This window comes from Hungatella sp. L36, assembly GCF_014288035.1.
The window spans coordinates 126378-151892 of the sequence record NZ_JACOPC010000011.1 but is presented as its reverse complement, the minus strand read 5'-3'; the positions used below and the strand labels follow the sequence as shown (position 1 = coordinate 151892).

General features: G+C 47.1%; 20 protein-coding genes. 10 read left to right on the top strand and 10 right to left on the bottom strand.

Annotation, left to right across the window (positions count from 1 at the left end; all coding sequences use genetic code 11):
• Positions 1-29: 29 nt before the first annotated feature.
• From H8S80_RS23045 to H8S80_RS23035, 3 genes are read left to right on the top strand one after another with little or no spacing between them, the layout of a single operon-like run.
• A complete protein-coding gene (locus tag H8S80_RS23045) occupies positions 30-2756 on the top strand; it encodes a DEAD/DEAH box helicase (protein WP_117632288.1) in 2727 nt (908 codons plus the stop codon).
• Positions 2757-4943, top strand: a complete 2187-nt coding sequence (locus H8S80_RS23040) for an ATP-dependent helicase (RefSeq protein WP_117632289.1) — start codon at positions 2757-2759, stop codon at positions 4941-4943.
• A gap of 13 nt (positions 4944-4956) precedes the next feature.
• Positions 4957-5901 (top strand): N-acetylglucosamine kinase, encoded by a 945-nt coding sequence (locus H8S80_RS23035; protein WP_117632371.1) that lies wholly within the window; start codon positions 4957-4959, stop codon positions 5899-5901.
• Positions 5902-6328: 427 nt separating this feature from the next.
• On the opposite strand, the gene H8S80_RS23030 is transcribed toward H8S80_RS23035, so the two are convergent.
• The 5 genes from H8S80_RS23030 to H8S80_RS23010 form a co-directional block, all read right to left on the bottom strand.
• Entirely contained in the window at positions 6329-7072 is a 744-nt protein-coding gene (locus H8S80_RS23030) for a hypothetical protein (RefSeq protein WP_117632290.1), read from the bottom strand.
• A 61-nt stretch (positions 7073-7133) separates the two neighbouring features.
• Positions 7134-7652: a hypothetical protein gene (locus H8S80_RS23025; RefSeq protein ID WP_147338548.1), complete on the bottom strand. Its 519-nt coding sequence runs from the start codon at positions 7650-7652 to the stop codon at positions 7134-7136.
• A 128-nt stretch (positions 7653-7780) separates the two neighbouring features.
• Complete coding sequence (locus H8S80_RS23020) at positions 7781-9193, bottom strand: M56 family metallopeptidase (protein WP_117632292.1); 1413 nt, start codon at positions 9191-9193, stop codon at positions 7781-7783.
• Positions 9180-9593 (bottom strand): BlaI/MecI/CopY family transcriptional regulator, encoded by a 414-nt coding sequence (locus H8S80_RS23015; RefSeq protein ID WP_117623210.1) that lies wholly within the window; start codon positions 9591-9593, stop codon positions 9180-9182. Before H8S80_RS23015 ends, H8S80_RS23020 begins: the two co-directional genes overlap by 14 nt.
• A 346-nt stretch (positions 9594-9939) precedes the next feature.
• Complete coding sequence (locus H8S80_RS23010; protein ID WP_117632293.1) at positions 9940-12303, bottom strand: glycoside hydrolase; 2364 nt, start codon at positions 12301-12303, stop codon at positions 9940-9942.
• Between the two features lie 328 nt (positions 12304-12631).
• Between H8S80_RS23010 and H8S80_RS23005 the strand changes: the two genes are divergently transcribed.
• Together H8S80_RS23005 and H8S80_RS23000 are read left to right on the top strand one after the other, a co-directional pair.
• Positions 12632-13267 carry a helix-turn-helix domain-containing protein gene (locus H8S80_RS23005; RefSeq protein ID WP_117632294.1) on the top strand — a complete coding sequence of 212 codons (636 nt, stop codon included), beginning with the start codon at positions 12632-12634 and terminating at the stop codon, positions 13265-13267.
• Between the two features lie 151 nt (positions 13268-13418).
• Positions 13419-14117 carry a phosphatase PAP2 family protein gene (locus H8S80_RS23000; protein WP_002602746.1) on the top strand — a complete coding sequence of 233 codons (699 nt, stop codon included), beginning with the start codon at positions 13419-13421 and terminating at the stop codon, positions 14115-14117.
• Here the strand turns inward: H8S80_RS23000 and H8S80_RS22995 are convergent.
• From H8S80_RS22995 to H8S80_RS22975, 5 genes are all read right to left on the bottom strand, one after another.
• On the bottom strand, positions 14107-15495 hold the full coding sequence (locus tag H8S80_RS22995) for a sensor histidine kinase (protein WP_117632295.1): 1389 nt from the start codon (positions 15493-15495) through the stop codon (positions 14107-14109). The two genes, H8S80_RS23000 and H8S80_RS22995, sit on opposite strands and share 11 nt — an antisense overlap.
• On the bottom strand, positions 15488-16138 hold the full coding sequence (locus H8S80_RS22990; RefSeq protein ID WP_055659265.1) for a response regulator transcription factor: 651 nt from the start codon (positions 16136-16138) through the stop codon (positions 15488-15490). The genes H8S80_RS22995 and H8S80_RS22990 overlap by 8 nt, the downstream gene beginning before the upstream one ends.
• Positions 16139-16211: 73 nt before the next feature.
• Positions 16212-17042 carry a class I SAM-dependent methyltransferase gene (locus H8S80_RS22985; protein ID WP_117632296.1) on the bottom strand — a complete coding sequence of 277 codons (831 nt, stop codon included), beginning with the start codon at positions 17040-17042 and terminating at the stop codon, positions 16212-16214.
• Between the two features lie 12 nt (positions 17043-17054).
• Positions 17055-17639, bottom strand: coding sequence for a TetR/AcrR family transcriptional regulator (locus H8S80_RS22980; protein WP_117632297.1), 585 nt, complete (start codon positions 17637-17639; stop codon positions 17055-17057).
• A gap of 142 nt (positions 17640-17781) precedes the next feature.
• Entirely contained in the window at positions 17782-18621 is an 840-nt protein-coding gene (locus H8S80_RS22975) for an AraC family transcriptional regulator (protein WP_117632298.1), read from the bottom strand.
• 308 nt (positions 18622-18929) lie between these two features.
• Between H8S80_RS22975 and H8S80_RS22970 the strand changes: the two genes are divergently transcribed.
• The 5 genes from H8S80_RS22970 to H8S80_RS22950 all read left to right on the top strand — a co-directional run bounded on the left by H8S80_RS22970 (position 18930) and on the right by H8S80_RS22950 (position 25513).
• Entirely contained in the window at positions 18930-20270 is a 1341-nt protein-coding gene (locus H8S80_RS22970) for an ABC transporter substrate-binding protein (protein ID WP_117632299.1), read from the top strand.
• Between the two features lie 69 nt (positions 20271-20339).
• A complete protein-coding gene (locus tag H8S80_RS22965) occupies positions 20340-21227 on the top strand; it encodes a carbohydrate ABC transporter permease (protein WP_002602754.1) in 888 nt (295 codons plus the stop codon).
• Positions 21228-21239: 12 nt separating this feature from the next.
• Positions 21240-22070, top strand: a complete 831-nt coding sequence (locus H8S80_RS22960) for a carbohydrate ABC transporter permease (protein ID WP_002602755.1) — start codon at positions 21240-21242, stop codon at positions 22068-22070.
• 15 nt (positions 22071-22085) lie between these two features.
• Positions 22086-24170 carry a glycoside hydrolase family 36 protein gene (locus H8S80_RS22955; RefSeq protein ID WP_117632300.1) on the top strand — a complete coding sequence of 695 codons (2085 nt, stop codon included), beginning with the start codon at positions 22086-22088 and terminating at the stop codon, positions 24168-24170.
• 53 nt (positions 24171-24223) lie between these two features.
• Positions 24224-25513: an MFS transporter gene (locus tag H8S80_RS22950; RefSeq protein WP_002602757.1), complete on the top strand. Its 1290-nt coding sequence runs from the start codon at positions 24224-24226 to the stop codon at positions 25511-25513.
• Positions 25514-25515: the final 2 nt, after the last annotated feature.

Genomic DNA, 25515 nt, shown 5'->3' with positions numbered 1-25515 from the left:
TCTTTAGGTAATGCAGGAGGAAGATAACTATGGATATCAATGATCTGATTATTTACAGAAGAACCATGCCGGAGCGGAGTGCCCGTTATGCCGGCTTCCCGGCGGAGCTTCCGGAGGAACTGCGGGAATATCTGCAGAAAAACGGGGTGAGAGGGCTTTATATCCATCAGGCGGAGATGTTTTTAAGGTCGTTGAAACGGGAGAACGTGGTGATTACCACATCTACGGCCAGCGGAAAGACGCTGGGCTTTCTGCTTCCTGTTATCGAGGAGATTTTAAGGAATCCGCTGGCGCGTGCGGTCTTCATCTATCCGACGAAGGCGCTGGCCAGTGATCAGTACCGCGCGATCCAGCCATTCATTGAATATTTCGGAAAGAGCCGGATTTCGGCGGGAGTTTACGACGGCGACACACCCGCGGGCGAGAGGAGCCGGATCCGGAAAGAGGCGAATATTATTCTGACCAACCCGGAGATGGTGAATGGGGCATTTTTGCCGAATCACAGTAAATTCGGATTCGATTTTATTTTTACAAATCTGAAGTTTGTCGTCATTGATGAGCTTCACACCTACAGAGGCGTGTTTGGGTCCCATCTGGCCAATGTATTCCGCCGGCTTCACCGGGTGTGCCGCTATTACGGTTCATCACCGGTCTTTCTGTGCAGTTCGGCCACCATTGCCAATCCCGTCGAACTGGCGGAGGAGATCTGCGGAAGAAAATTCGTGCGGATCGAGCGGGATGGCTCTCCTGCGGCAGAGCGGACCTACCTTCTGATAAAGCCTCCGAAGATTCTGGGGCACGATAAAAAGTACTATGGACAGGTGCAGGCCACGGCGGTGGCGGCGGAGCTGATCCCGGAGCTGGTGGAACAGAGAAAGAATTTTATCGCATTTGCCCGCTCCCGAAGAAATGTGGAGGTAATTCTAAAAGAGGCGAGGGACCGTCTCGAAGCGGAAAGTCCGGCCAGTGCGTCCCAGGCAGATAAAATATCCGGTTACCGGGGCGGTTACACGCCTGCGGAGCGTAAGGAGATCGAGCACAAGATGGTGACAGGAGCGCTGTGCGGGCTGGTGTCAACCAATGCGCTGGAGCTTGGTATCGATATTGGTAAGATTGATGCTACCGTGCTGGCCGGATATCCGGGAACGAGGGCTTCCTTTTGGCAGCAGACGGGCCGGGCCGGAAGAAGCGGCCGGGCGTGCACCAATTATCTGATTCTTGACAGCCAGCCTTTCGATCAGTACATCGGAACGAACCCGGGATGGCTGTTCGAAAACAGCAGTGAGAGCGCCGTCGTAGACAAGAACAACCTTTTAATCGAACTTTCCCACATCAGGGCGGCTGCGGCGGAGATTCCCCTGACGTTGGATGATGCCTCTGTCTTTCCGGATCTGGGCGAGACGATTCCGGTCCTGATGCGGGCAAAGGAGCTGACCGGACAGAACGGCAAATTCGTGTGGTCGGGCGGTTCCTTCCCGGCCGGAGATTACAGCCTGCGCAATATTGACCCCAACCGGTACAAGCTGCTCTTAAAGGACAGCGGAAAAGAGATCACGGAGATGGACGAGATGCAGGCGTTCCGCGAGATTCACCCCGGAGCCGTCTATTTACACGGCGGCGTTCAGTACCAGGTGGTGACGCTGGATCTGGAGACAAGGACAGCCCGTGCCGTGCCGTTTAATGGAAATTACTATACGACGCCCATGGGAAATACGGATATCACGATCATTCACGGCAGGAAAGAGAAGCCATGGAAACGAATAGATGCGGTGTTCGGTGATGTAAATGTCAACGCGCAGGTTTCCCTGTACCGCAAGCTGCAGTTTCATAATCATCAGAATCTGGGGTATGAACAGATTAACCCTTCGTTATCCAGAGAATTTGAAACGGAGAGCGTCTGGCTGAAGCTCCCGGGTAATGTGGTAACGGCCTACCGCCGTCTGCTGCAGGAGAGTCCAAACGGGCAGATGATCCGAAACAATCATTTTGAGGGGCTGTGCTGCGCCATTCGAAACGCAGCGCGCCTGGTAACGATGACGGAGCAGGAGGACATCGGCACGACTGTCAGCACTAACGCCGTTTATGCAGAAAAAAGCGTTGAGGAGTCCGTATATCTCTTTCTCTACGATCAGTATACGGGCGGTCTTGGATATGCTGAGAAAGCGTACGAGCTGATTCCGGAGATTATAGAAAATGGTATCGCCATGGTGAGCGGCTGTCCCTGCGAGGACGGCTGCGCCGCCTGTGTCGGTGACTACCATCTCGATAAAAGTATGGTTCTGTGGGGGCTTAGGAATATGCTGGAGGAGTCTGAAGTGCCGAAACATGTGAAAATGGCGCCGTACGGCCCATCGACATTTATACAGAAGCCATTTCGGTTTGACGAGCTGGAAGCGCAGTGGAAGGCATTTACCGCCATGCTGCTGAAAAACGGGGAACCGTTTGCGTCCTTCTTAAATACGGTGAATGCGGTCAGGACGGAGGGGAGGAGACTCGCTCTGATTACGGATCAGCCATTTTACCGGGAGTGGATCATGGAGGAGACAAACCGAAAGGCCCTTAATAATCTGATTTCCTATTATACGGACGCACCGAAAGGATTTGAACTGGAGGTGGAGGTTCGGAAAAAAGAGGAAAACAGAGAGAACAGGGACGATGGCTGTGGTGAAAACGGCGGGGACAGAAGCGGAGATAACAGCGATATGCGGAAAAAGCTTGAGCAGAGGTTTAATAAGCTTAAGAAAAAGGAGAATTAGGTGGACTGGGAAAGAGAATGGGAGAGGCTGAACCCCTATCAGAGGGAAGCGGTCACCGATGAAAATAAAGCCTGCCTCGTGAGTGCGAATGTGGGGAGCGGAAAAACGACGGTGCTGACTGCGAAGATTCTCTATCTCCATGAGGTGAAGCATGTGAGTTACCGGGATATGGTGGTGCTTACATTCACAAACAAGGCGGCTTCTGAAATACGGGAGCGGCTTGTGCGTGCGGACCCGTCAGTGACGCCGGAGGAGACGGAAAACTTTGGGACGTTTCATGGCGTGGCTCTGGGACTCCTGAAAAAAAGGCTCCCGGTGGAGACCCTGGGATATACGAAGGACTTCATGGTGATGGAGCCGGATGAGGAACTGGAGCTGGCCCATGCGCTGATAGCGGAGAAGAAGCTGAAGATAAAGTACAAGAACCGGCTGAGAAAGCGGCTGGCGGAAGCGGAGCGCGTATCGGCAGCGGGCGATGCCGGAGTGGCCGGCAGCCAGGACGATCTGGAAATCCTGGCAGGGCTTCTCACGGAGGAAAAACTCAGGCGAAATAAGATGACATTTTCGGATCTGATGAAAAATGCCTGTCTCCTGATGGCGAAAGAGGAAGGCGAGGAAGAGAGATCTGCGGATATTCAATGGGTGATTGTTGACGAAGTACAGGACTGCGATGGAAAACAGCTGGAATTTATCGATTGCTTTATGGCAGAGGGAGCGAAGCTGTTTGCGGTTGGAGATCCCAATCAGGTGATCTACAGCTGGCGCGGGAGCGCGTTTCATTTGTTTTATACTTTGAAGACGCGGTATCAGGCGGCAGAGCTTTCACTCCCGGTCAATTACCGGTCCTGCAACGAGATTCTGGAGGCAGCCCGGTGTTTTCAGCAGAATGGCGGGGCTCTGGAAGGGATAAGAGGAAGCGGGGAAAAGATTGTGGTGAAGAACCACTACGACTCCTTTCAGGAAGCGTGTTATCTGACTGACCGGATCCGTGAACTGCAGAAACAGGGGATTCCTTTTGACGAGATCGCCATATTTTACCGCTTGCAGAGCCAGTCTAAGGTGCTGGAGGATGTATTTTCAAAGAATGGAATTCCATATGAGGTGGCCGTAAAGACGGGGATCCATGAAATTCCGGTGCTGGAATGGCTCCTGCGGCTTCTGCGGTTCCTGGCGGACCCGGCCGACCGCGCTGCTGCGGTTTTCGTTCTGAGCAGCCGGGAATACGGCGTGGGAATTTCTGCGAAGAAGGCGGAAAAACTGGTAGAGGAAGGCTGTGCGGGAGTATGCGGCCGAAAGGAAGCTTCTGAGAGTGGATCAGAAAAAGCTGCGGTGCCCGGGCTTTTTGAAAGAATGGTTTCGTTTGACCGAAATGGCGCTGAGATAAAGGATACGAATGCATTTTATGAGTATTTTGATCTGGATTGTTCACTGAAACCCAATGCAGCGTCTTATGGGGACGATAAGGCAAATGTCCGGCATTTTCTGGACCGCATGTTTGCATTTATGAATGCAAAAGACCTTAAGCTTTCGGAAGGGCTTCGGGAATTCTTGAATTCAGCGGCGCTTTATGGAACTTCTCGGGAACTGCTTCCTGAGGCGGACGGCGCCGGGGAGGCCCGCGTGAAAATGATGACACTCCATGCCTCAAAGGGACTGGAGTTTTCCCATGTCTTTATCATTGGTATGAATTATGGCCTGATTCCGCTGCGGACGAAAGGGATAGACGGGGAAGATGAGGAGAGACGGCTGTTTTTCGTGGGAATTACACGGGCCAGAAATTATCTGGAGCTTTCCTGGTATACAAATCCCGACATCTTCGGTGTGATGGCCGGGGAAAGCCGTTATATCCGGATGATTCCGTCAGAACTGGTGCAGGGACAGGAGCCGGAGAGGCAGACGGGAACTGCCAACTTACAGGAGCTGCGGAGACAGGTACAGATGGCGAAGGAAAACGGGGAGAAGATGGAAGAAAAGGATGTGGAGAAAGCAGATGAGATGAAGGAAATGGAGGAGAAAACGCCAAACATTGAATCTGTATCTGCCGAAATACTGGTTCGCCACGAAACATACGGATGCGGCAAAGTTGTTGAAGAAGATGACACGATGATTACCGTAGAATTTGAAGGATACGGAAGAAAAGAATTTATCAAGGCATTTAGCTGCCTGGAAATATTGAATGGACAATAAGGGAGGAATTATTATGAACTATTATGCTGGAATGGACATAGGCGGGACGAATGGAAGATTAAAACTGAAAGACGGAGACGGGAATATCCTCGGGGAATTCACCGGGCCAGGCTGCAGTATCAATACGGATGGATACGATAAGAGCCGGAGCCGCTGCCGGGAACTGGTGCTTCCGGCACTGAAGGAGCTGGAACTGAATCCATCGGACTGTATGGGGATTTGTGTGGCGGCAAGCGGAATTGATTCACCGGGATATGAGAAGATGTGCCGGGATATCTTCGAGGAAATGGGATTTAAGTCCGACTGTATCCGGGCAGTCAATGACTGTGAGGTCTTTCTGTATTTAAAGGAGGGGCCGTCGATGGTAGTGGTATCCGGTACCGGTTCCATCTGCTATGGAATCGATGCGAAGGGCACTATATACAGGACCGGGGGCTGGAATCATATCTTAAGCGATGAGGGCAGCGCATTTTATCTGGGTATGCAGACTATGAGACTTGCAGCAGAGGATCTGGACGAGAGGACCAAATGCCCGTATCTTACCCGGATGTTTATGGAAAAGAGCGGCCTGGATACGCTGGAAAAGATTGATTTGTTCGTAAATGAGCATTTGTTTGATAAGTCGGAAATCGCCCGCTTTTCCATGATTGCCTGTGAGGCTGCCAAACAGGGAGATCCACAGGCGGAAGGAATCCTTAAGGACTGTGCGGAGAAAATATGGAAACTCATTGAAGATACTGCCCGTAAGGCCGGCTGGACCAGACAGAGCCAGGTGTCCCTTGCGAGCGGGAAGGAAAAACCTCATCTGTGGCTGTGGGGCAGTGTTCTGGTTAAAAACGAGATAATCAGAGATGAAGTGGTAAAAAGGGTGAGACAGGTCATGCCGGAAATCGATGTCGCTGTTCCGGAGACGAGTGCGCTTGATCTGGCTTTGATGCTTGCGGGAAAGATCAGATAAAAGAGCTTATCTGCTTATTTAACAAAATCAACGAGAATTCTCCCAGCCTCTACAGGTGGGAGATGAATCGTAAAAACAAACTTAGCGTCAGTGGCGGGCAGATATCCCCCACTGACATGAGGTCAAAACAATCCGGGCAACCGGATAAAATGGTAGCATAGCTACTATGTCATTCTGAGTTTTGTATTCTGGACTCAGAATGTGGATTGAAATAACAAATTAACTTGGAAAGAGATTTACATATACGGCAGACAAAATGGTTCCTGGTGCGATGACCACGAACCATTCCGTCTACTGTATGTGTTCTGACTTTCATTTGCCTGAACTATTAATAATATATAATTATGTGTAATATAATCATATTGATTATATGTTATATATTTTATTATGTATCAGCATAAAAAGTCGACAAATATAGATTGTGAATCTAATATTCTTGAATATCTGGAATTTGAAAGTCATCAGGATCACCATATTTTGTAATATTCAATATATTAATTTCTTTTATTTCATTATCTAAAGCCACTTTTTTCTGCGCCTCTTCTAAGGAATACCCGTTAACAGATATATAATTAATAGTATCGCGCATTCGATTAAGATCTGTTAGATCTGTTTCAATTTTAGTAAGAACTTTGTTATCTTTGTCCACATAATATTTTTGTGTTACTGTGGCTGATAATTTTTGAAAGGAACTATTTTTGGAAGAAAGCAAAACGGTGTATTCTCCTATATAAACATCTACATGATCCGTAGAAAAAGTTTCGTCCGGAATTTTTGAAAAAGAAATAGACTCTGCGTAACCATAAGGATAATTGCGTGTTGTAAGCTGTTTTGTCCAGCCGTCATCCGTTGAAATATACGTAGTTACTGCTTTATCAGATCCTTGAAAATAAATTTCATTAAGCTGTTTATTTGCTGTACGATTAAAGTTATCGCAAGAAATGACTTTTTTGTGCTCTTTATATGGTTTTTGGAATACTTCACCCTCGTATACCAGGCGCAGAATAAGTGAACCATCATCTGCATACTTTTCTGTGGTTTCTTCATAAGAATAGTCTGTTATATAAAAATCTGATACTATTTTTTCTATTTCACTTTTATCCCTCTTATAATTGCAGCCACAAAAAACGACGGATATCAGTAATATTACAATGATTAATTTTTTATTCATAATATAATCCGTTCTTTGCGCGGGGAAACTGTCTTAAGACAGTTCCCCCGCTATTAGTGGTTTAAACGAAAGCATTAATTAAATACCACAAAAAGGAGTCCCATCCCTTGGCGGGCTGATATATTCCTTTTGCGCGATCGTGACCAACGGCTACCCCAATATCATATAAAATACCGCTGCCATCTAAATTTATAGAATTATTTTCATAAGCTATATAAGCATTGCCTGAATCATCTTCTTTGGCTTTAAAATGCTTACAAGCGGTATTAATGTAAAAATCGCCGGTGCCAATCTCATAACTTTCAATAGCATCATATCCCAGTAGGTTGATACCATAGGTTACAGTTATATTTTGAAACCATTGACCAATTCCTACTTTAAAAGTCTTGGTTACAGAATACTGATCTTCAATACGAGCCTGATTTGTGGAAAGAGTTTCTGTAATAATAGTGATAATTTGTCTATTATTGTAGACCGTTAATTGGTATTCAAAATTTCCTCGTGTTCTTGTTTCATCAAAAACTATATACAATTGAGAGGAAGAAATATAAAAGTTGTATTTTTCCTTGTTGAAGGTCAATACTCAGTGAACAATGTTGCCGAGCCAGTTGAGCATCGTTGAATGCTGGTATGAATGAACATGAAGTATATGAACCTGTTGCGGTAATCAAACAATCATTAGCTGGAATGATCTTTTTTATTATTACATTATTCCTTAATTGTAATCATCCCTGAAACATGGACTTCAGAAGAGGATTTTCCTTCAAGATATAGTGTATAGTCTCCTGTTTCCTTAATTGTAAATGTATGATTTACAGTACCATTCGAGGAACTAACATAGGTTGATTTTAAACCTTGTGCGATGCCACAACGGAAGGAATCTGATGTGTTATCTGCCCCTATGACAAATTTGACAGTTGTGCCTTTAGACAAGGTGAGTGTATTAAAGGTAACTCTTCCAGTCTCTGGAAGCGTTAGATCGATTGGATTTGTTCCTCGGGGGGTTATACCGCTTATGGTGTTTACCGCAGCAGGAGTAACCGTCTCAGTATGTTCCATAAAACTATTGATGGGAATCTGTGCTTCTTGTTCGCTTTGGTTTATCAAAAGTTCATTGATAAATATATCCTGTGCATATGCTGTAGTTGATACAGCAGCAAAAACTGAAAATGGACAAGCAAATACAAACAGGGTGATCATAAGCAGGATTGCACTTTTTTTACTATGTGTATTTTCATGCATGATATAATAAAGCCTCCTTTTAGTAAAATTTATCTGTTTATCGGTCATACCGACGGAAACAGAGGTTTCTTTATTGGTATTTATCATATTTACAATTATTTCGGCATATCTCAATCTTTTCTCTTTCCGACAGCCATCCAAGACTATTTCATCACACGCAATCTCTGCATAATTACTAAAACTGATTGAAAAGAAATAAATAATTGGATTAAACCAATGAAGACCACTAATAAAAGCCATAACGCTTTTGTATAATACATCGCGGCTTTTATAATGCCATAATTCATGAGCGAGTATAAGATCAAGGACTTCCAAGTCAAATGTTTTGTCGGGGAGAAAAATAGTAGGTCCAAAAATTCCTACTATAAATGGTGAGGTAATAACATCGGATTGATAGATAGATACGTGATTATTAATTTTGTATCTATCAGAAATACTTTTACATAGATTATATACATCGAGACTAATACATTCATTACTTACAGACCTCAGATGATGCATAAGCAATAATTCTTGAAATAAAGCAGCCGCATAGCAAATAATAAAGCCAGCTAACCATATACATAAAAGAATAATAAAGATTGCAGAATTTTGCAGATGCCGCCCGAAAGTATCTGTGTTACTGGGAAAAAAGGCTTTGCTTAAGTCAGCACCATTTATAAAATTAGATGTCGTTGATAAAAAACGCTCCCATGCCAGTAAAGCTATTAAGATAGAGGGAAAAAGAAAAAATATCATGGCGATCTTCATCATTGAATAGAACCATCGCGACTTTATGTAATTTTTAAAAAATAGATGCATAATTAAAACCATGACATACAGAATACTTCCGGCCAAAGATAAACTAATGATAAGCAGTAGAATATCACTCGCCATCATTCTTCAGATCCTCTAAAAAATCCTCAATCTTTTTCTTTTGCTCCTCAGTAGCTTTGTTTTTACCACAAAAAGCAGCTATGAGATTTTCCAGGGAGTCAATACCTACTATATTAATTTTTTGTTTAATAAGTGCCTGGTTATACTCGATTTTGCTTACTTTTGCAGTATAAATGTGATGCCGTCCTTCTTGCCTTTGCACTACATAGCCTTTTTCAGAAATGTTAAATAGGATAGTACTTTTCGTACTTTGAGACTGAGTAAAATAGGAGTAAATTTCGTTACTGCTGATCCCTTCCGGATGCTGCCATATTACTTCCATATACTCTAGTTCTTTGGCAGATAGTTTTTTCATTCCACCTAAGTATTGTAATGTTAATTCTGCTTTGCGTGTTCGTTCCATGGAATCCTTCTTTTTATATAATATATTTATTAAAAGTATACTTATATAAATATATTATCATAATCGTAAAAAAAGTCAATACTGTAAAGGTTGTATTTTGATTTAAATTTAATTACAAAAATTATTTCCAGTATGGGCTGGTATGGGGGCGGTCTTTAATTATTGCATCTTCCCAACTGCGGAAATAAAACCTCTCATTTATAGTCGATCCCAAAATCTTTTACAGGCAGAGTTATCTAGATAAAAATCGGTTCCCTGCAGTAGTTTTGCAGGAAACCGATTTTTATGGTACTAACGAAAGACATTGAAAATGTGGTTTGCGATCATCAATATATCATTTGTATTCTCATACGTGCTCCGGATCCAGAGAAGGCGTGTAGACCTCCCGGCTCCCATTCATCTCTATAAGCACAGAGTGAGCCGGGATTTCAATATTCTCATACTGATAAGAGGAATCACCGAAATTAGCAACCGCAACCGCGGCCGCATCCCCGCCGCCTCCGAATACGGTTTTCTGCACGCTGCCGTCCTCGCTCTTATATTCAAAACCGGTCATTTCCCGGGTGACAGCCGTTTGGCTGAAGTCCGACCAGACGGTTTGGTGGCGGAGAATGTCTTCTTTGTACTTTGACCATTCCACCGCGTCGAGGTGATAGAGGGGAGGGACGTTGTAGAGGATTTCCCGTATCATACGGTCTGCAGTCGCGCCCTTGATTTTGAAGGTCGACCAGTCCCAGTGGTAGCTTGTGATGACAGAATCATTGTAGACGAGCTTGAACAGCGGAATATCGTATTTCGGGTCCACAAAGGTGGTATGGTACTGTTCTTTTACCGGAATCCGTTTGGAGAAATGTTCCGCGACGCCACCGTTAGGATTGTAGTACTTTCCGATATAATAGTCACTGTCCTGATTCTTTTTCATGTCCTCATCCATCCAGGCAAATGTCTTCAGTTCTATTCCATGGGCGTATGCGATATCAGAGGCTGCGAAATCATTGCCGCCCTCCGAGCCGATGACGAGATGGTACTGGTCTCTGATGTAAGACATACGTTCCAGTCTGGCGGAAAGATCTTCCTCCTGTGTGGTGATGTGAGAAGGTGTGTAATCGTCATAGATCTCTCCGGTTGCGTCACAGTCGATAAACCAGGAGTTAAACGGGAGCTGGCTGGACATAATGCCTTCCATACGATTTTTGACGGCAGGAAGCGACAGGGCGGGATTTAATTTGCGGCCAACGTTCTGAAAGCCGCTTTCCGGTTTGCCGTTCTGATCCGTTATGACTGCGTTTTCATACAGGGCTGGATCGTCAAACTGAGCGGTAATCCACTGCTCTCTGCCGGGCTCGTGAATCGAATGGTAGGAGTCGTAGCTGGCGATGAGATAATCCTGGCTGACCGCAGTTTCGACCAGCTCCGGTTTTCCATACGCCTGTTCCCAGCTGTTAAGGCCGATCCATGCGTGTTCGATTCCGCCTTCCTTCATTTCCTGAAGCAGAGTAAACGTCTGGGAATCCATCCACTGTCCGGCATCGGCAAATACTTCCGGTAAATTTGATGCGACAGCATATTTGTGAACCTGAATCCGGTCCGTTTCACTTAAGTTACCATATCCTTTTGCCAGGAGAACCTCTAACTCTGAAGAGCGCTGCGTAAAGACAGATGGTTCCCAGAAATCATCCCGTTTCAAAAGCTGGCTGATGTAGCTGCAGATTACATTTTTCTGATACTCTGCCACGTAGTCCTGGCCCTGTATTTCTTTCAGGACAGATGTAAATTCCTGACCATTTTCCAGGCGTCCGGCAAATGACAGAAAATATTCCATAACCGGCGAGGAAAGAGACGTTCGAAATGCCTGCCAGTTGATATCATCCGCTGATACGGCGAAATCACCCCAAAGATAGATGAAAGGAGCTCCGTACAGCTTACGGATATTGGGATTTGCCTCCGCTTTCTGTTCCAGGGTGGTAAACTGTCCCTGCTCGATTACGTAATTGCGATACAGCTTGGCCGCGCTGACAGGATCTTTGTCGGTGATGTAAATTCGAAATTTATTTGTCCGGTTATCGTCGATCGCCGGATACTGATGGGAGACAGAGAACGCGATGGGGGAATCTGAAGTAAAATTCATCTCTGTCCGGTAAGGATCTTCCATAACGAACAGGAGGTTGTAGCTTCCGGCAGATGAGATCCAGAACGGCATGGAAAGCTGCTCCATCACCTGGAATTCCTGGCCATTTAAATAATCGAACCAGGCCGGATCGTCCGCAGGTACCCGCTTGCCTTCGCCAAAGGGAAAATAGTAGGTATCTGCGGAGATAACGGGCCATGTAAAGGAATTGTCGTTCTCATTTTCCGAGGTAATCTCCACACTTAAATAGTCCTTTTCGGGAGACAGGGATACTGATATCTGCTCATCGGGATAGCGCCAGCTGACGGTATCGCCGACTTTTCCATAGTCCAGTACGGTTCTCCGTTCCCCCTTAGCAGCTGCCGTTATAAGCGTCTGTTCCACCTCGAAGGACAGGGTGAATTCTTCCGGCTCTACCTCAAAATCAAAGGGAAGTCCGGTATCATGAGATTCAGAGACCTCCATTTCCTCCGGGACGGCTGCAGATGACGGTTCCGGATTCTGGCTGTTGGACACACAGCCGGTTAAAGCCAGGGTCAATGGCAGAAGCAGGCCCAGCTTTTTAGATAGTAAATTTTTCATTATATACTCCTTTTCTGATTTTTCATTTTGCGCGCAGGGAATCGAGCGGACAGGAATGCGTATCCGGCCGATGAATGCTGTATATCGGGCATTTGATTCATACAAAAGGGATTATAAGGCTCGATTGTTACATTCATGTGACAAAATAGACATGGATTGACAATTTACATGACTGGAATGATATGGAAAAAGGAAAGCAGGATGGCCGGTTGCTTTTCTTCCAGAGTCCGCTTATAATAAATCAGCAGGCCGTAAAGGCAAATTCCAACAGATACAGAAAGATTACGATACCAGACTAACAGACCAATTACCATATCAGGAGACCACAATGGAGTTTAACGAAAAGCTGCAGCAGCTCAGAAAAAAGAATAATCTCACCCAGGAACAGCTTGCAGAGCAGCTGTTCGTATCGAGGACGGCTGTATCGAAATGGGAGAGCGGCAAAGGATATCCCAACATAGAATCGCTGAAGAGCATTTCAAAACTATTTTCCGTTTCCATAGATGATCTGTTATCCGGTGACGAACTGATCAGTCTGGCGGAATGTGAAAATCGTTCCAATATAAAAAAGGTATACGGACTGATGGGCGGAATTATCGATGTAATGGCGGCCGCCTTCATTTTTTTACCGCTGTACGGAAAGCCGGAGGGCGGACATATCTACCATGTGAATCTATTGTCCTTTACGGATACAACAAAAATAAATCTCTGGATATACTGGGGTATTTTTTGTTTTTTGATAGTTTTAGGAATCATGAGGCTGATTTTGACTCATTATGATAAAGAGGCGTGGCTGAGCAGGGTCACCAACGGTTCGGTCGTATTGAGCGCGGCGGCAATCTGTTTTTTTGCCGCGGCGAGGGAACCATATGTGACAGTTCTGATGTTTCTGTTTTTTGTATGGAAGATTACGTTGCTGTATTACATAATGAATCGTAAACAGCATCAGGTGAAAACTTCGTAAAAACGTGATAAAAAGGCCTCTGACACGATACGTGTCGGGGCCTTTTTACCATTGTGAGAGTAAGTTTCTTGTCTTTTCTCAGTGGAAAGCAGATAATCTCAATACAGCCTGCAGGCAGCAATCTCGTAATGAAAAGAAAGGATACATGATAATGCTTAAGAAATCAAAACAATCTCTCATCATGGCAGCAAGTCTGTTTTTACTCTTTATAATTTTTACGGTTATGGTTAAAACAATTGATGTAAGACCGATCGGACCGGAACAGTCGTCCGTCGGTTTCGCGTCAGTCAACAAATTCGTATTTGAACTGTTCGGTGTGAATCCGCTGTGGTATAACGTAAGCGAATGGATGGGCGCCGCCGCCATGGCGACTGCGTTCGGGTTTGCCATGGCGGGGCTGTTCCAGCTTGTAACACGCAGAAGCATCCGGAAGGTCGATGTCCCGATTCTGGTGCTGGGTGCATTTTACGGTATCCTTGCGGCCTGTTATGTGTTCTTCGAGGTCGTTGTCATCAATTACAGACCCGTTATTCTCACACAGGGGTCAGTACTGGAGGCGTCTTTCCCATCTTCCCATACGATGGCCTCCATCTGCATTATGGCTACGGCGATGATCGAATTTCACGATTATCTGCGAAAGCGGCGAGGGTGGCTGATGGCAGCGGATACTGCGGCTGTTCTGATCCTTGTATTAACGGTAGTCGGGAGAATGCTCTCTGGCGTACACTGGTTTACTGATATTGTGGCCGGTGTGATCCTTTCGGCGGCGCTGATCGCTCTGTTCTGTCTGGCTCTGCAATATACAGAGGAACGATACGGCAGAGCAGGAACGGCAGATTCTAGAAAATGACTTCAAATGTAATAACATGGCCTTCCCGTATACAGCGGACCTGATATCCGAACGTATCAGCGATTTTTTTGACGATCGGCAGACCGAGTCCGGTACCGGACAGTGCCTTGTTGCGGGAGGGCTCTCCGACATAGAACGGTTCCCAGATCCGTTCCGTGTCCAGATCGTCATTTCCAAGTTCGTTTGTGATCCGAAAACAGCACTGCCCATCGTTTTTGCCGAGTTCTGCATGTACGGTGCCGGAGGCGGCGTATTTTACCGCGTTGGAGAGCAGGTTGGAAAACAGTTCCGTGACCAGCTCTGCATTTCCCGTGATTTCCAGATTCGGTGTGACGGCTGTGTTTAGGCTAAGCCCCTGCTTGGAAAGAAAGAGCTTCTGCTCCCCGATGCATTCAGAAAGCAGCAGATCCAGCCTGATGGTGGTCAGCGGATGTTCTTTCCGCTCGATTCCAGACAGGTTCAGAAGCCGTTCTGTCATCTGCGACATCCGGTTGTTCTGCTGGATGATGGTTTCTAAAAAGGTGCCGTCGTCCAGCCCATCCTGGATTCCGGAGGAATACATGCCGATCAGGGAGATGGGAGTCTTTAAGTCGTGGGCCACGTCATTTAAAAGCTGTTCCATCTGCTGATTTTTGGCCTGAAGCATTTTCTGATACTGCTGTATGGAAATGCTCATCTGGTACATGCTGTCCGCAACGTGCTCCAGCTCATCGCGGGTGCTGATATGCAGGGAACCGTACTCCTGACGGGCGATCTCCTGCGAGAAACGCTCCATGCGGCGCAGCGGATTGGTGATATGTTTTACCAGTAAATACAGCAGTACCACGGCGATAACCAGGGAAATGACATGAAGCAGGATGCTGAAACGGTTGATAATCCCGATGAAGTCCGCCGTATTGGGAATAATGGCGGCGACCGCATACAAATTGGAGCCTACCGGGATATACTCGACTAAAATACCGTAGTTTAACTTGTCCTGCTGGTAAAGGCGGAACTGGGAACCCTTCTGGACGGCGGACAGATAATCCTGATCCCATAGCCAGAATTTTTGAAAACCGAGACCCTTCTCGCGGAATTTGTCCCGCAGACTGCTGCTTAACGCATCGTAATCGGAAGTATTGGCGGCGTACGTAATCAGCACATTATCAGAGCTTTCCAGGCTGGCGACGGCTTCGTCCGGTGACATTCCAGCGTCTAAATATTCCCTGATGCGGCTGCCGGCCTGGCTGACATACGCTGTCTGCTGACGCAGATAGTACCGCGCCGCCACCTTCGAGTTGACGAAAAGTGTGGCGGCCAGGATCAGGGCCAGAATCGCTGCCGTACCGCAGATGAACTTGGTGGACAGCCGGTGGAAACGTCGATTTCCTTTAGTCATGGCCGCCTCCCATCACGTAGCCCATGCCGATACGCGTCCGGATGAGGTCCTCGCCGATCTTTTTTCGAAGACGGCGGATATTCGTATCGACGGTGCGGGGGTCTCCCTCAAAATCCATCCCCCACACGTGGTTCAAAAGCTGTTCCCGTGATAATACGATGTTTGGATTGGAGAGAAAATATTTTAAAAGTTCAAACTCTGTTTTGGTGAGGACCATCTTCTGATGGTCTTTTGTCACTTCCATTGTGACCGGATTCAGGCGGATATCATGGAACTGCAGGACATCAGCCGCGTTGCACAGTTTTTTTATGCGAAGTAAAAGAACCTGTATGTCAAACGGTTTTCGCAGGTAATCATCGGCGCCGCAGGAAAGTCCGGCTATCTCGCTTTCACTTTCTCCCTTTGCAGTCAGCATGAGAACCTTTACGGGGATGTTTAAAAGACGGATCTCTTTTAAGGTCTGAATTCCATCCTGAACCGGCATCATCCAGTCCAGCAGTACCAGATCAACCGGGTGCTCCGTCAGGAAATCAACGGCGGCACGGCCGTCGGAAACCACGTTTACCAGATAGCCTTCACGCTGGAGATAAAGCTTTAGGATTTTCTGCATTTCAGGATCGTCTTCTGCGATTAATAATTTCATGGCGGCCTCCTTTGCCGGTAATTGGCAGGCGTATCCGGAACGGAAGCCTGCCATGGCCATGATGGCTGTTATATTAGGATAATATAGATTGAGATTTTGTGCAAGGAGTGTCTGACTTTTTTACTATGTCAATGGCATGACTCGTAATGCCCGCTAAATCCTCGCGTTCACAGACCGCAAAATGGTATTTTAAATACAGTTCAAACGCGTCACGGTCCATGGCATCTACGGCCTCGCGCATAAATAAGGCACAGCCATCCGCTGCGACGTAATGCAGACGGGTTACAGGAAGGGCAGAGATCAGATCATCGATGTCCTCTTTTCTGACAAGCTCAAATAAATCCTTTGGCTCTGACTTAGCAGCGAATGTCCGGGAATCAAGCAGGCCCTTTTCTATATATTCGGCGACATTAATGCTGCCGCGGTGGAAGCCCTCATCAAGGAGGCAGCCGTCGGATATTACATACGCAGCAAAGATCACGCCGCCCGGTTTTGTAACGCGAATCGCCTCGCGCAGAGCCTGCAGCTTATCCTCTTTGGTGTAAAGGTGATACAGCGGCCCCAACAGCAGCGTGATATCATATCCGTTGTCCGGAAATGCGGACAGGTCCATGGCGTTGCCCTGGGTGATCGTTATGTTTTCTCCTGCCTGGGTATTTTTACGGAAAACATCTATGTTATGGCCGACCAGCTCCACCGCGTCCACGGCACAGCCCTGACGGGCCAGAGCGTGAGAATACCGGCCGGTTCCGGCTCCGATTTCAAGCACCCGGTCCCCTGGCTTTCTATATTTTTCAATGTAGCGCATCGTAGTGAGAAATTCAACCGATCCATGCTTTAAGGCCAGCCGGCTGTCTTCGTCATATTGATTGTAAAAATCGATTAAGTATTGGTTTTCTGTCATAGGGGACTCCTTCTACCGCTGGGGTGCGTCTGGTTTTTCCTGATGAATCAGGGCGGTTAACAGGTTCATCAACATCTTTTCCGCATGGTTCCTGTCAAATGAGATCTTTTTGGCCGCTGTCAGAACCGCTATGCCGTGAGTATAAAGAAACAGATCCAAAAAGATTACTTTTGCACGTTCTAACTCTACGCCGATGGTTTCGGAAAAGAGTGCAGCCCTTTTTTCATTATCGGCTTCGTGATAAAAATCCTTTGCCTCAGTCATATTCAAATCCATATCGCTGATAAATAACAGTTTAAATAAGTTCGATTCTTCCTCTGCAAATGCAAGGTACGAAAGAGGCAGTACTAAGCAGGGATTTACATCTTCAGTATGACTGAAATCGATCACATACCGGTTATAGTATTCGTATGCAAAATCAAGAAATTCCTTTTTTAATTCCTCCATATTCTCGTAGCAGGTGAAGATCGGACGGGTAGAACACTGCAGTCTGCCGGCGATGCTCCTTGCGTTTACTGTTTCGAAGCCTGTTTCTTTCGTGATCTCGAGGACCGTGTTTAATATCATTTCTTTTGTGATCTTTGCTTTTGGCGGCATAAGCGTCTGCCTTTCTGTTTTAGAATTGATGTATCACAAGTGTTGTGTAACTATTGTTGCATATTGAGAAGACAATGTCAAGAGAGAAAATTATTTGTATCTTGCAACAGTTCAGGGCGGCGGGAAAAACTGCTGCCGTATTTTATTTAAATCTTTTTCGATACTCCGAAGGCGACATTCCATACTGCTTCTTAAACAACAGATAAAAGTTCTGCCTGGAGTTTATCCCCACAAGCTCATCGATATCGCTGATCGGAGTATCGGAGTGGAGAAGAAAGTACACGGCCTTTTCCATGCGGTACTTAGTCAGATAATTCCAGATCGTAAGCCCCGTCTTTTCGCGAAAGATTTTTTGAAGATAGACCTTGTTAAGCGCTACATACGCTGCGATCTCATCGATATTCTCAATGGAAAAAAAGTGATAATTGATATAGTTTTTGATCTGCTCCACATAAGTATCTGTGGGGCTTTTTTCGGCGGAAAGAAGGCGGACGACTTCGATCAAGGCCTTATTGACCAGAATATTTAAGTAGTAAGGGTCTTTTTTGTTATTGGTCTCATTGCAGATCTCCTCAAGCAGGTGAAAGATATTTCGCGCATTCTGAATCACCAGGCCGGTATTCAAGTGCTGAAAAAATGTGCCGAGGCAGGGATAGGCTTTGACAAGGGCGGAGAGCGTGCCGATGGAAGGCATAAGCTCAGACTGATAGTAATTAATACTCATATTGATGCAGGAATCAGGGGAAATCAGCTTGTGCGGCGTATTTCCGTTGACGATCATCAGGTTTCGTTTCTTCAGATTATAAATTTCACCTGCAATATCGTAATAGCAGGTTCCCTCTACAATGTAATTAAACTCGATGGATCCGGCCGGATGCTGATGGTAGTCCATATAGTATTTCTGCCAGTTCATATAGCAGATCTCTTCGGGCAGAAGGACGCAGTCCGGATTCGTAATTTGATAAGCGTTTTCGTATGCCATAGCAGTTTCTCCTTTTCATCTCGATTGTCCGTATAACCGTCTCTTCCTATCCTACCGCATAAAATCCCCACTGTCAAAAAAATGTAATAAATAATAGCTTCTTAATAAAAAAAGACCTTATTTTAAACGGTAGAAACATCTATGAAATCCGTGTATATTAATACATGTAAAGCAGTGAACCAAAGTAGTCAAGCACCCGTATGAAGCGGGGATTCTGACTCTCGCGGCCGCCGTCGGATGGACATGTGGGCATGTCTGCCTGGCTCGTTGACCGCGGTAATAAATAAAAAAATTGGAGGGCAGTTACTATGAAGAAAAATTTGGCAGGACTTTTTGTTGCAGCGGCAATGGTGGTATCCTTATGCGCATGCGGGTCAGGGGGAAGCGGCAGTACAACTGCAGACAAGACCAGCGAGGCAGCGGCGGGGGCAGCGACAGAGGCAGCGGCGGGAGCAGCGGCCGGCGGGGGAGATGCAGTTACACTCACCTATGTGACATGGAATGAGAATCAGCGGGGGCAGATTCAGGATACCATCGACGGATTTCAGAAGCTTTACCCGAACATCAAAGTAGATTTACAGATCACCCCATGGGGGGAGTACTGGACGAAACTGGAGGCCGCGGCAACCAGCGGAAATATGGCCGATATCGTGACCATGCATACCAACGTAGTAGCAAAGTATGTAAACGGCGGCAAGCTGGCGCAGCTCGATGATTTAACTCAGTACGATGATACCTTCAGCTACGATAATTATCCGGAGGGAGTAACGAAGCTGTATACATTTGGCGATGCCCATTACGGAGTGCCGAAGGACAAGGACTGTGTCGTGCTCGTATACAATAAAGCGCTGTTTGATAAAGCGGGCGTAGAGTATCCGAACGCGGACTGGAGCTGGAACGATGTGGAGGAAGCCGCCAAAAAGCTGACCGATAAGGAAAACGGCGTCTATGGATTTGCCGCATACAACCACGATCAGGAAGGCTGGGGAAACTTCCTGTATGAAAACGGCGGAAGTATCATCGACGAGACAACACACCAGTCCGGGCTGGACAAGCCGGAATCCATTGAGGCGATGGAGTGGTATATGAATATGAACGCCAACTATTCACCTTCCAATGAAATGATGGCGGAAGTCAACTATATTGAGTTATTTGCAACGGGAACGGTTGCCATGCAGACCTTTGGCAACTGGGAACTGAGCTATTTCACGGAAAATGAGCTTGTAAAAGATAAGTTTGCCATCACAGAGCTTCCGGCAGGGCCTACCGGCATCAAGGCCACACAGATGAACGGCCTGGCGCTGTCTGTTCCCAGCGACTGCAGGAATATGGAAGCAGCCAAGAAGTTTGTCGCTTATGCAGGCTCCAAACAGGGGATGTCAGATTCCATTAACGGACCGGCCATTCCGGCATTTACGGGGGTAGAGACCGACTGGGCAAAGGCACATGAGGATTTATATGATACCGGCGCTATTTTGAAGAGCATGGATTACGGGGTACAGTTTGTAGGAACGGAGAGCAAGACAAAATGGTCCGAGGTCATGAATACTTACGTGGCGAAAATATTTAACGGGGAAGCGAGCGTAGAAGAGGCATTTACCCAGGCTGCGAAAGAGATCAATGAAATTCTGGCAACGGAGAAGAAATAACAGGAATCCGTGAACCAGGGGGCTGCTGCGAGCTTTTAGCAGCCCTTTCTTTCCCAGGGGGGAGATAAGATGAACAAACGAAAATATAAAAACTATCTATGGGGCTACTTCTTTGTTGCGCCGACAATCATAGGACTGCTGATTCTCAACATCTATCCGATCTTCAAGACACTTCTGCTGAGCTTTTCGGCCAGCACAGGCTTTGAAGAGTATGTGTTCAGCGGCCTGAATAATTTCACACGGGTCCTAAAGGACCGGGAGGTCTGGATCGGACTTAGAAATACGCTTATTTTTTCTGCTGTTTCCGTACCGGGCGGTATCTTTATCAGCCTGCTTCTGGCATGGCTCATGAGCAAGGAGATCAGGGGAAGAAGCGTTTACCGTGTTATTTATTTTACGCCCATGGTGGCTGCGCCTGCGGCCGTCACCATGGTATGGGCCTGGCTTTACAACTCGGAATTCGGCTTTTTAAATTATGTGATCAAGAGTCTGGGCGGCGCGACGCATTCCTGGCTGCACGATCCGAAATACGCGCTGATGTCGGTGATTATCATCGCCATATGGGGCGGTCTGGGGCAGCAGATTATCATACTGATTGTGGCCATCACCAATGTGCCGAGAGTCTACTATGAGGCAGCGGAGATCGACGGGGCGGGTGGCTTTGTGAAGCTGTTTAAGATTACCGTCCCGCTCATTTCTCCCAGCGTATTCTTCCTGACGATAACGGGCTTTATCGGCTCTCTGACGCAGTTTGACTTGATTTATATGCTTTATAATGCCAATACGTCAAAGGCCATGGACTCGGTCCGCACAATCATGTACCAGTACTACAGGCAGGCGTTTGTCGTACAGGATAAGCCGTATGCCTCGGCAATTTCAATTGTAGCACTGTGTCTGATTCTGATTTTCACCGGACTTCAGTTTGTGGCGCAGAAGAAAATCGTACATTACGAATAGGAGGGGAGTAAAGTGGAAGCAAACAATAGTAAAAAACACGTGGTAACCCATCTCCTTCTGATTCTGGGCAGTATTGTGATGCTGTTTCCGTTCCTGTGGATGATTTTATCTTCCTTCAAAACGGTTGGAGAGCAGATGTCCATTCCCATGAAGATTCTTCCCGGGAGCTTTGGATATCTGGAAAATTATAAGCAGGCACTGGAGGCAGTTCCGTTTCTGCGCCTGTATCTGAATACGATTCTGATGATTTTGGGGCGCGTGATCTGCGCGGTCATATTTTCCAGTATGGCCGGATATGGATTTGCCAGGATGGAATTTCCGTTTAAGAGGCTGCTGTTCACACTGGTATTGATGCAGATGATGGTACCGGGACAGATTTTTATTGTACCTCAGTATATGATGTTATCGAAGATCAAGCTGTTAAATACGGTATTTGCACTGATATTCCCGGCACTGGTCAGCGCGTTTGGCACGTTCCTTCTGCGCCAGCAGTATATGGCGCTGCCGAAGGAGCTGGAGGAGGCTGCCGTGATTGACGGGTGTAATCCGTGGCAGGTGTTTACTAAGATCATGGTGCCGGTGACCCGGTCCAGCCTGGCTTCGCTGGCGATTTTTACCGCCCTGTTTGCATGGAAGGACCTGATGTGGCCGCTTATCGCCAACAATGATTTAAACCGGATGCCTCTGGCGCCCGGACTGACCGTCCTGCAGGGAATCTGCAACAACAATAAGGGCGCACTGATGGCAGGCAGTGTGATCGCTACGGTTCCCATGCTGCTGTTATATATTGCGTGCCAGAAGCAGTTTATTGAAGGCATTGCGCAGACCGGTATTAAAGGGTAAAGGAGAAAATTGGATATGAACATTGCTGAAAATGGAATTTACTTAAATCTGGGGTTGAAAAAGGGAGAAGCGGTCAGGCTGCTGCATTTTTCCTCTCATCCTCAGGAAATGGAGATTGGAGATGACGACGTCTCTGTGTACACTCTGGCGGAGCTTCAGGCCAGCGGTTTCAATCAGAATGACCACCATGGTCTGAAGCATACAGGCAGCAGCCCATCCCTGCTCATGACGTATGAGGGCCACCGGGATTACCGGAATGATTACGGAAGAAAACTGGAAGTAATTCAAAAATACAAAGGACTGGAGCTGATTACGCATATCCAGTTCTACGACGGAATTTCTGCAGTCAATTTTGTGGGTGAGGTCGTAAATCATTCTGAGGAGGAGTATGCGCTGGAGTATGTATCTTCGTTTGCCTTAACCGGGCTCACGGAACAGGCCAAGGGGCCGAGAGATAAAACAGGAATTCTCTATATTCCGCACAATACCTGGTTTGGCGAGGCCCAGTGGAAAAAGTACACCTTAAATGAGCTGGGATATGACGCGGTAAATTCCTTTTCCATGAAACGGATCGCTGTCTCCAATACGGGAAGCTGGGCGTGTGTGGAACATCTGCCCATGGGCTGCTACTATAATACAGAGCTGGATCAGTCCCTGATGTGGCAGATCGAGACGAGCGGATCGTGGCACTGGGAGGTCAGCGATATCCGCGGAACTCTTTATGTCCAGGCCGGGGGACCGACTTACCAGGAAAATGGATTTTTGAAGCTTTTAAAACCGGATGAGCACTTTTTCTCAGTACCGTGTACGGTATCGGCGGCAGAGGGAGAATTTCAGAAGGCAGTCGCAGAGCTGACGAAGTACAGGCGCAGAATCCGCAGGAAAAATGAGGACAACGAGAAGCTGCCGGTCATCTTTAACGATTATATGAACTGTCTGATGGGTGATCCGACCACAGAGGTCTTAAAGCCGCTGATCGATTCGGCCGCGGAATCTGGCTGCGAATATTTCTGTGTGGACTGCGGCTGGTATTCCGACGGACACTGGTGGGATGGAGTCGGAGAGTGGCTGCCCAGCGACAGGCGTTTTCCGGGAGGAATCGAGGAAGTGATCCGTTATATCCGGGATAAAGGTATGGTTCCGGGACTATGGCTGGAGCTGGAGGTGATGGGGATCAACTGTCCTATGGCCTCCAGAGTCAGCAAGGACTGGTTCTTCCAGAGAAATGGCAGGCCCATAATTGACCACTGCAGGTATCAGCTGGACTTCAGAAATAAAGAGGTGCGGGACTATGCCACCGGAGTCATCAAACGGCTGGTAGAGGAATACGGCGTTGGCTATATCAAGATGGATTACAATATTGATACCGGTGTTGGAACCGATTACCATGCGGATTCAGCGGGGGAGGGACTGCTTTCTCATACCAGGGCGTATTTGGGATGGCTGGATGAGATTTTCGAGGCGTATCCCGACCTAATTATTGAAAACTGCAGCAGCGGCGGTATGAGAATGGAGTATTCCATGCTGGCACGCCAGAGCATCCAGTCTGTAACCGACCAGACGGATTACATCAAAATGGCGGCGATCGCGGCAAACTGTGCGACGGCATGCGCGCCGGAGCAGGCGGCGATCTGGTCCTATCCGCTGGTGGAAGGAACCGAGGAGGAGACGATCTTTAACATGGTAAATGCCATGCTGTTCCGCATTCACCAGAGCGGTTATTTAGGGCAGATCGGAGAGCAGCGCATGCAGTATGTGCGGGAAGGAATCGCCTGCTATAAAAAGATCCGGGAAGATATCCGGGAAGGAATTCCCTGCTGGCCGACCGGTCTTGCCTCCATGTCTGACGAATACATAAGCTACGGCCTGATAAATGGCGGAAAACAGTATCTGGCAGTCTGGAGAACCGGCGGTGAAGGGGAGAAATCATTTGAGATCCCCCTGGTAGGAAAATCCGGTGCGGCAGCCGAAGTCTCCTGTATCTATCCGGAAAATAAAGAGACCTCATTTACCGTCAGTGGAAACTGTTTAACGGTCAGCCTGGCTCCAAAAAGCGCACGCCTGTTTTTGGCTGTCACGGAAACTCGTGAACAAAGTTAGTATAGAGCTGCGTAAGTGGTCAATAACCGGAAAGTTTAAGTGAGGTTGAAGATGTGACTGAACAGACGGTAAAAAGGAAAAGCGGTATCAAATGGAAAGTAAAGTGCATTCTCGGGGGAACGATGCTCAGCCATAATTACTATCTGTTTTTGCTGGTACATACGCTTTTCCTGGTATTTACGAGGATTCCTGCTATTTTTATCAATACCCTTCTGATGAACCAGACCGGAGATGTAAACTCCACCCTGTTTTATAATGGGGCGATCTTCGCGGCATGTGCGCTGACGATGTCCGTCTCGGCGCAGATCATGCACAAGACGGGATGCCGTGTGACGGCCACTGTCGGAATCATTGGTTATAATATCCTTTATCTCTGCTATATCCTGTTTCAGCCTTATGTGGGAACCTGCTATATGCTTTTCGGGCTGTTTAATGGAATGGCAGATGGCTTTTATTATATCAGCTATGGGCATATGATTCTGGACTATACGGATGTCACCAACCGCGACAGCGGAATGGGAATCATCAGCACACTGAGCGCGGGAGTGAACTTAACCGTACCGTTTCTGGCAGGCAGCATCCTGTCTGCGATCGGCGGCGTGAAGGGGTATGTGGCAATCTTTGTACTGGCTTTTGCCATTGCGTTTCTTGCCATGGCCGCTGTATTTAAACTGCCGGGGGAGGTAAAAAAGGAAAAGAGAAATGTGCGGTATGGGGCATTTATCCGGCTGATGGGAAAGAACCGTCAGATTCTCTATGGACTGCTGGGGGAGACCTTAAAGGGGATCCGGGAAGGAACCTTTATGTTCATTCTGAACATTATTCTGTATCAGCTCATTAAGAGCGAGTTTCTGATCGGGTGTAATTCTCTGCTGACGGGGCTTGTGTCGATCCTGTCCTTCTGGTTCATGAGCCATACCTTCCGGCCGGATAACCGGCGCAGGTTTATGCTTCTGGCCGTTACCGGACTGACTGGAATTACCATTGTCTGCTACTGGTTTTTGAATCCGGTTATGGTGATTCTGTTTGCGGCGGTAAATGCATTTCTGGCCGGTATGATTGAAATATCCTGCTATACCACATTTTTCGATGTCTCACAGAGTGTGAAGGAGATCGAAGATTTTTCACCGGAGCTTCTGGCGTTTCACGAGATATTCGTGGTGACCGGGCGGTGTATCGGCCTTGGAGCGTTCGCGTTTATCAATACGGTGTCGGGGGCAACCTTAAAAGCCCAGATATTCAGTCTGCTGCTGCTGACGCTGGTGCAGTTTGGAACGGTGTTTATGTGCAGGACAGCGGTAAGGGCGGCTGCAAGGTTCAAAATGAGTGTGAAAATAGATTGATT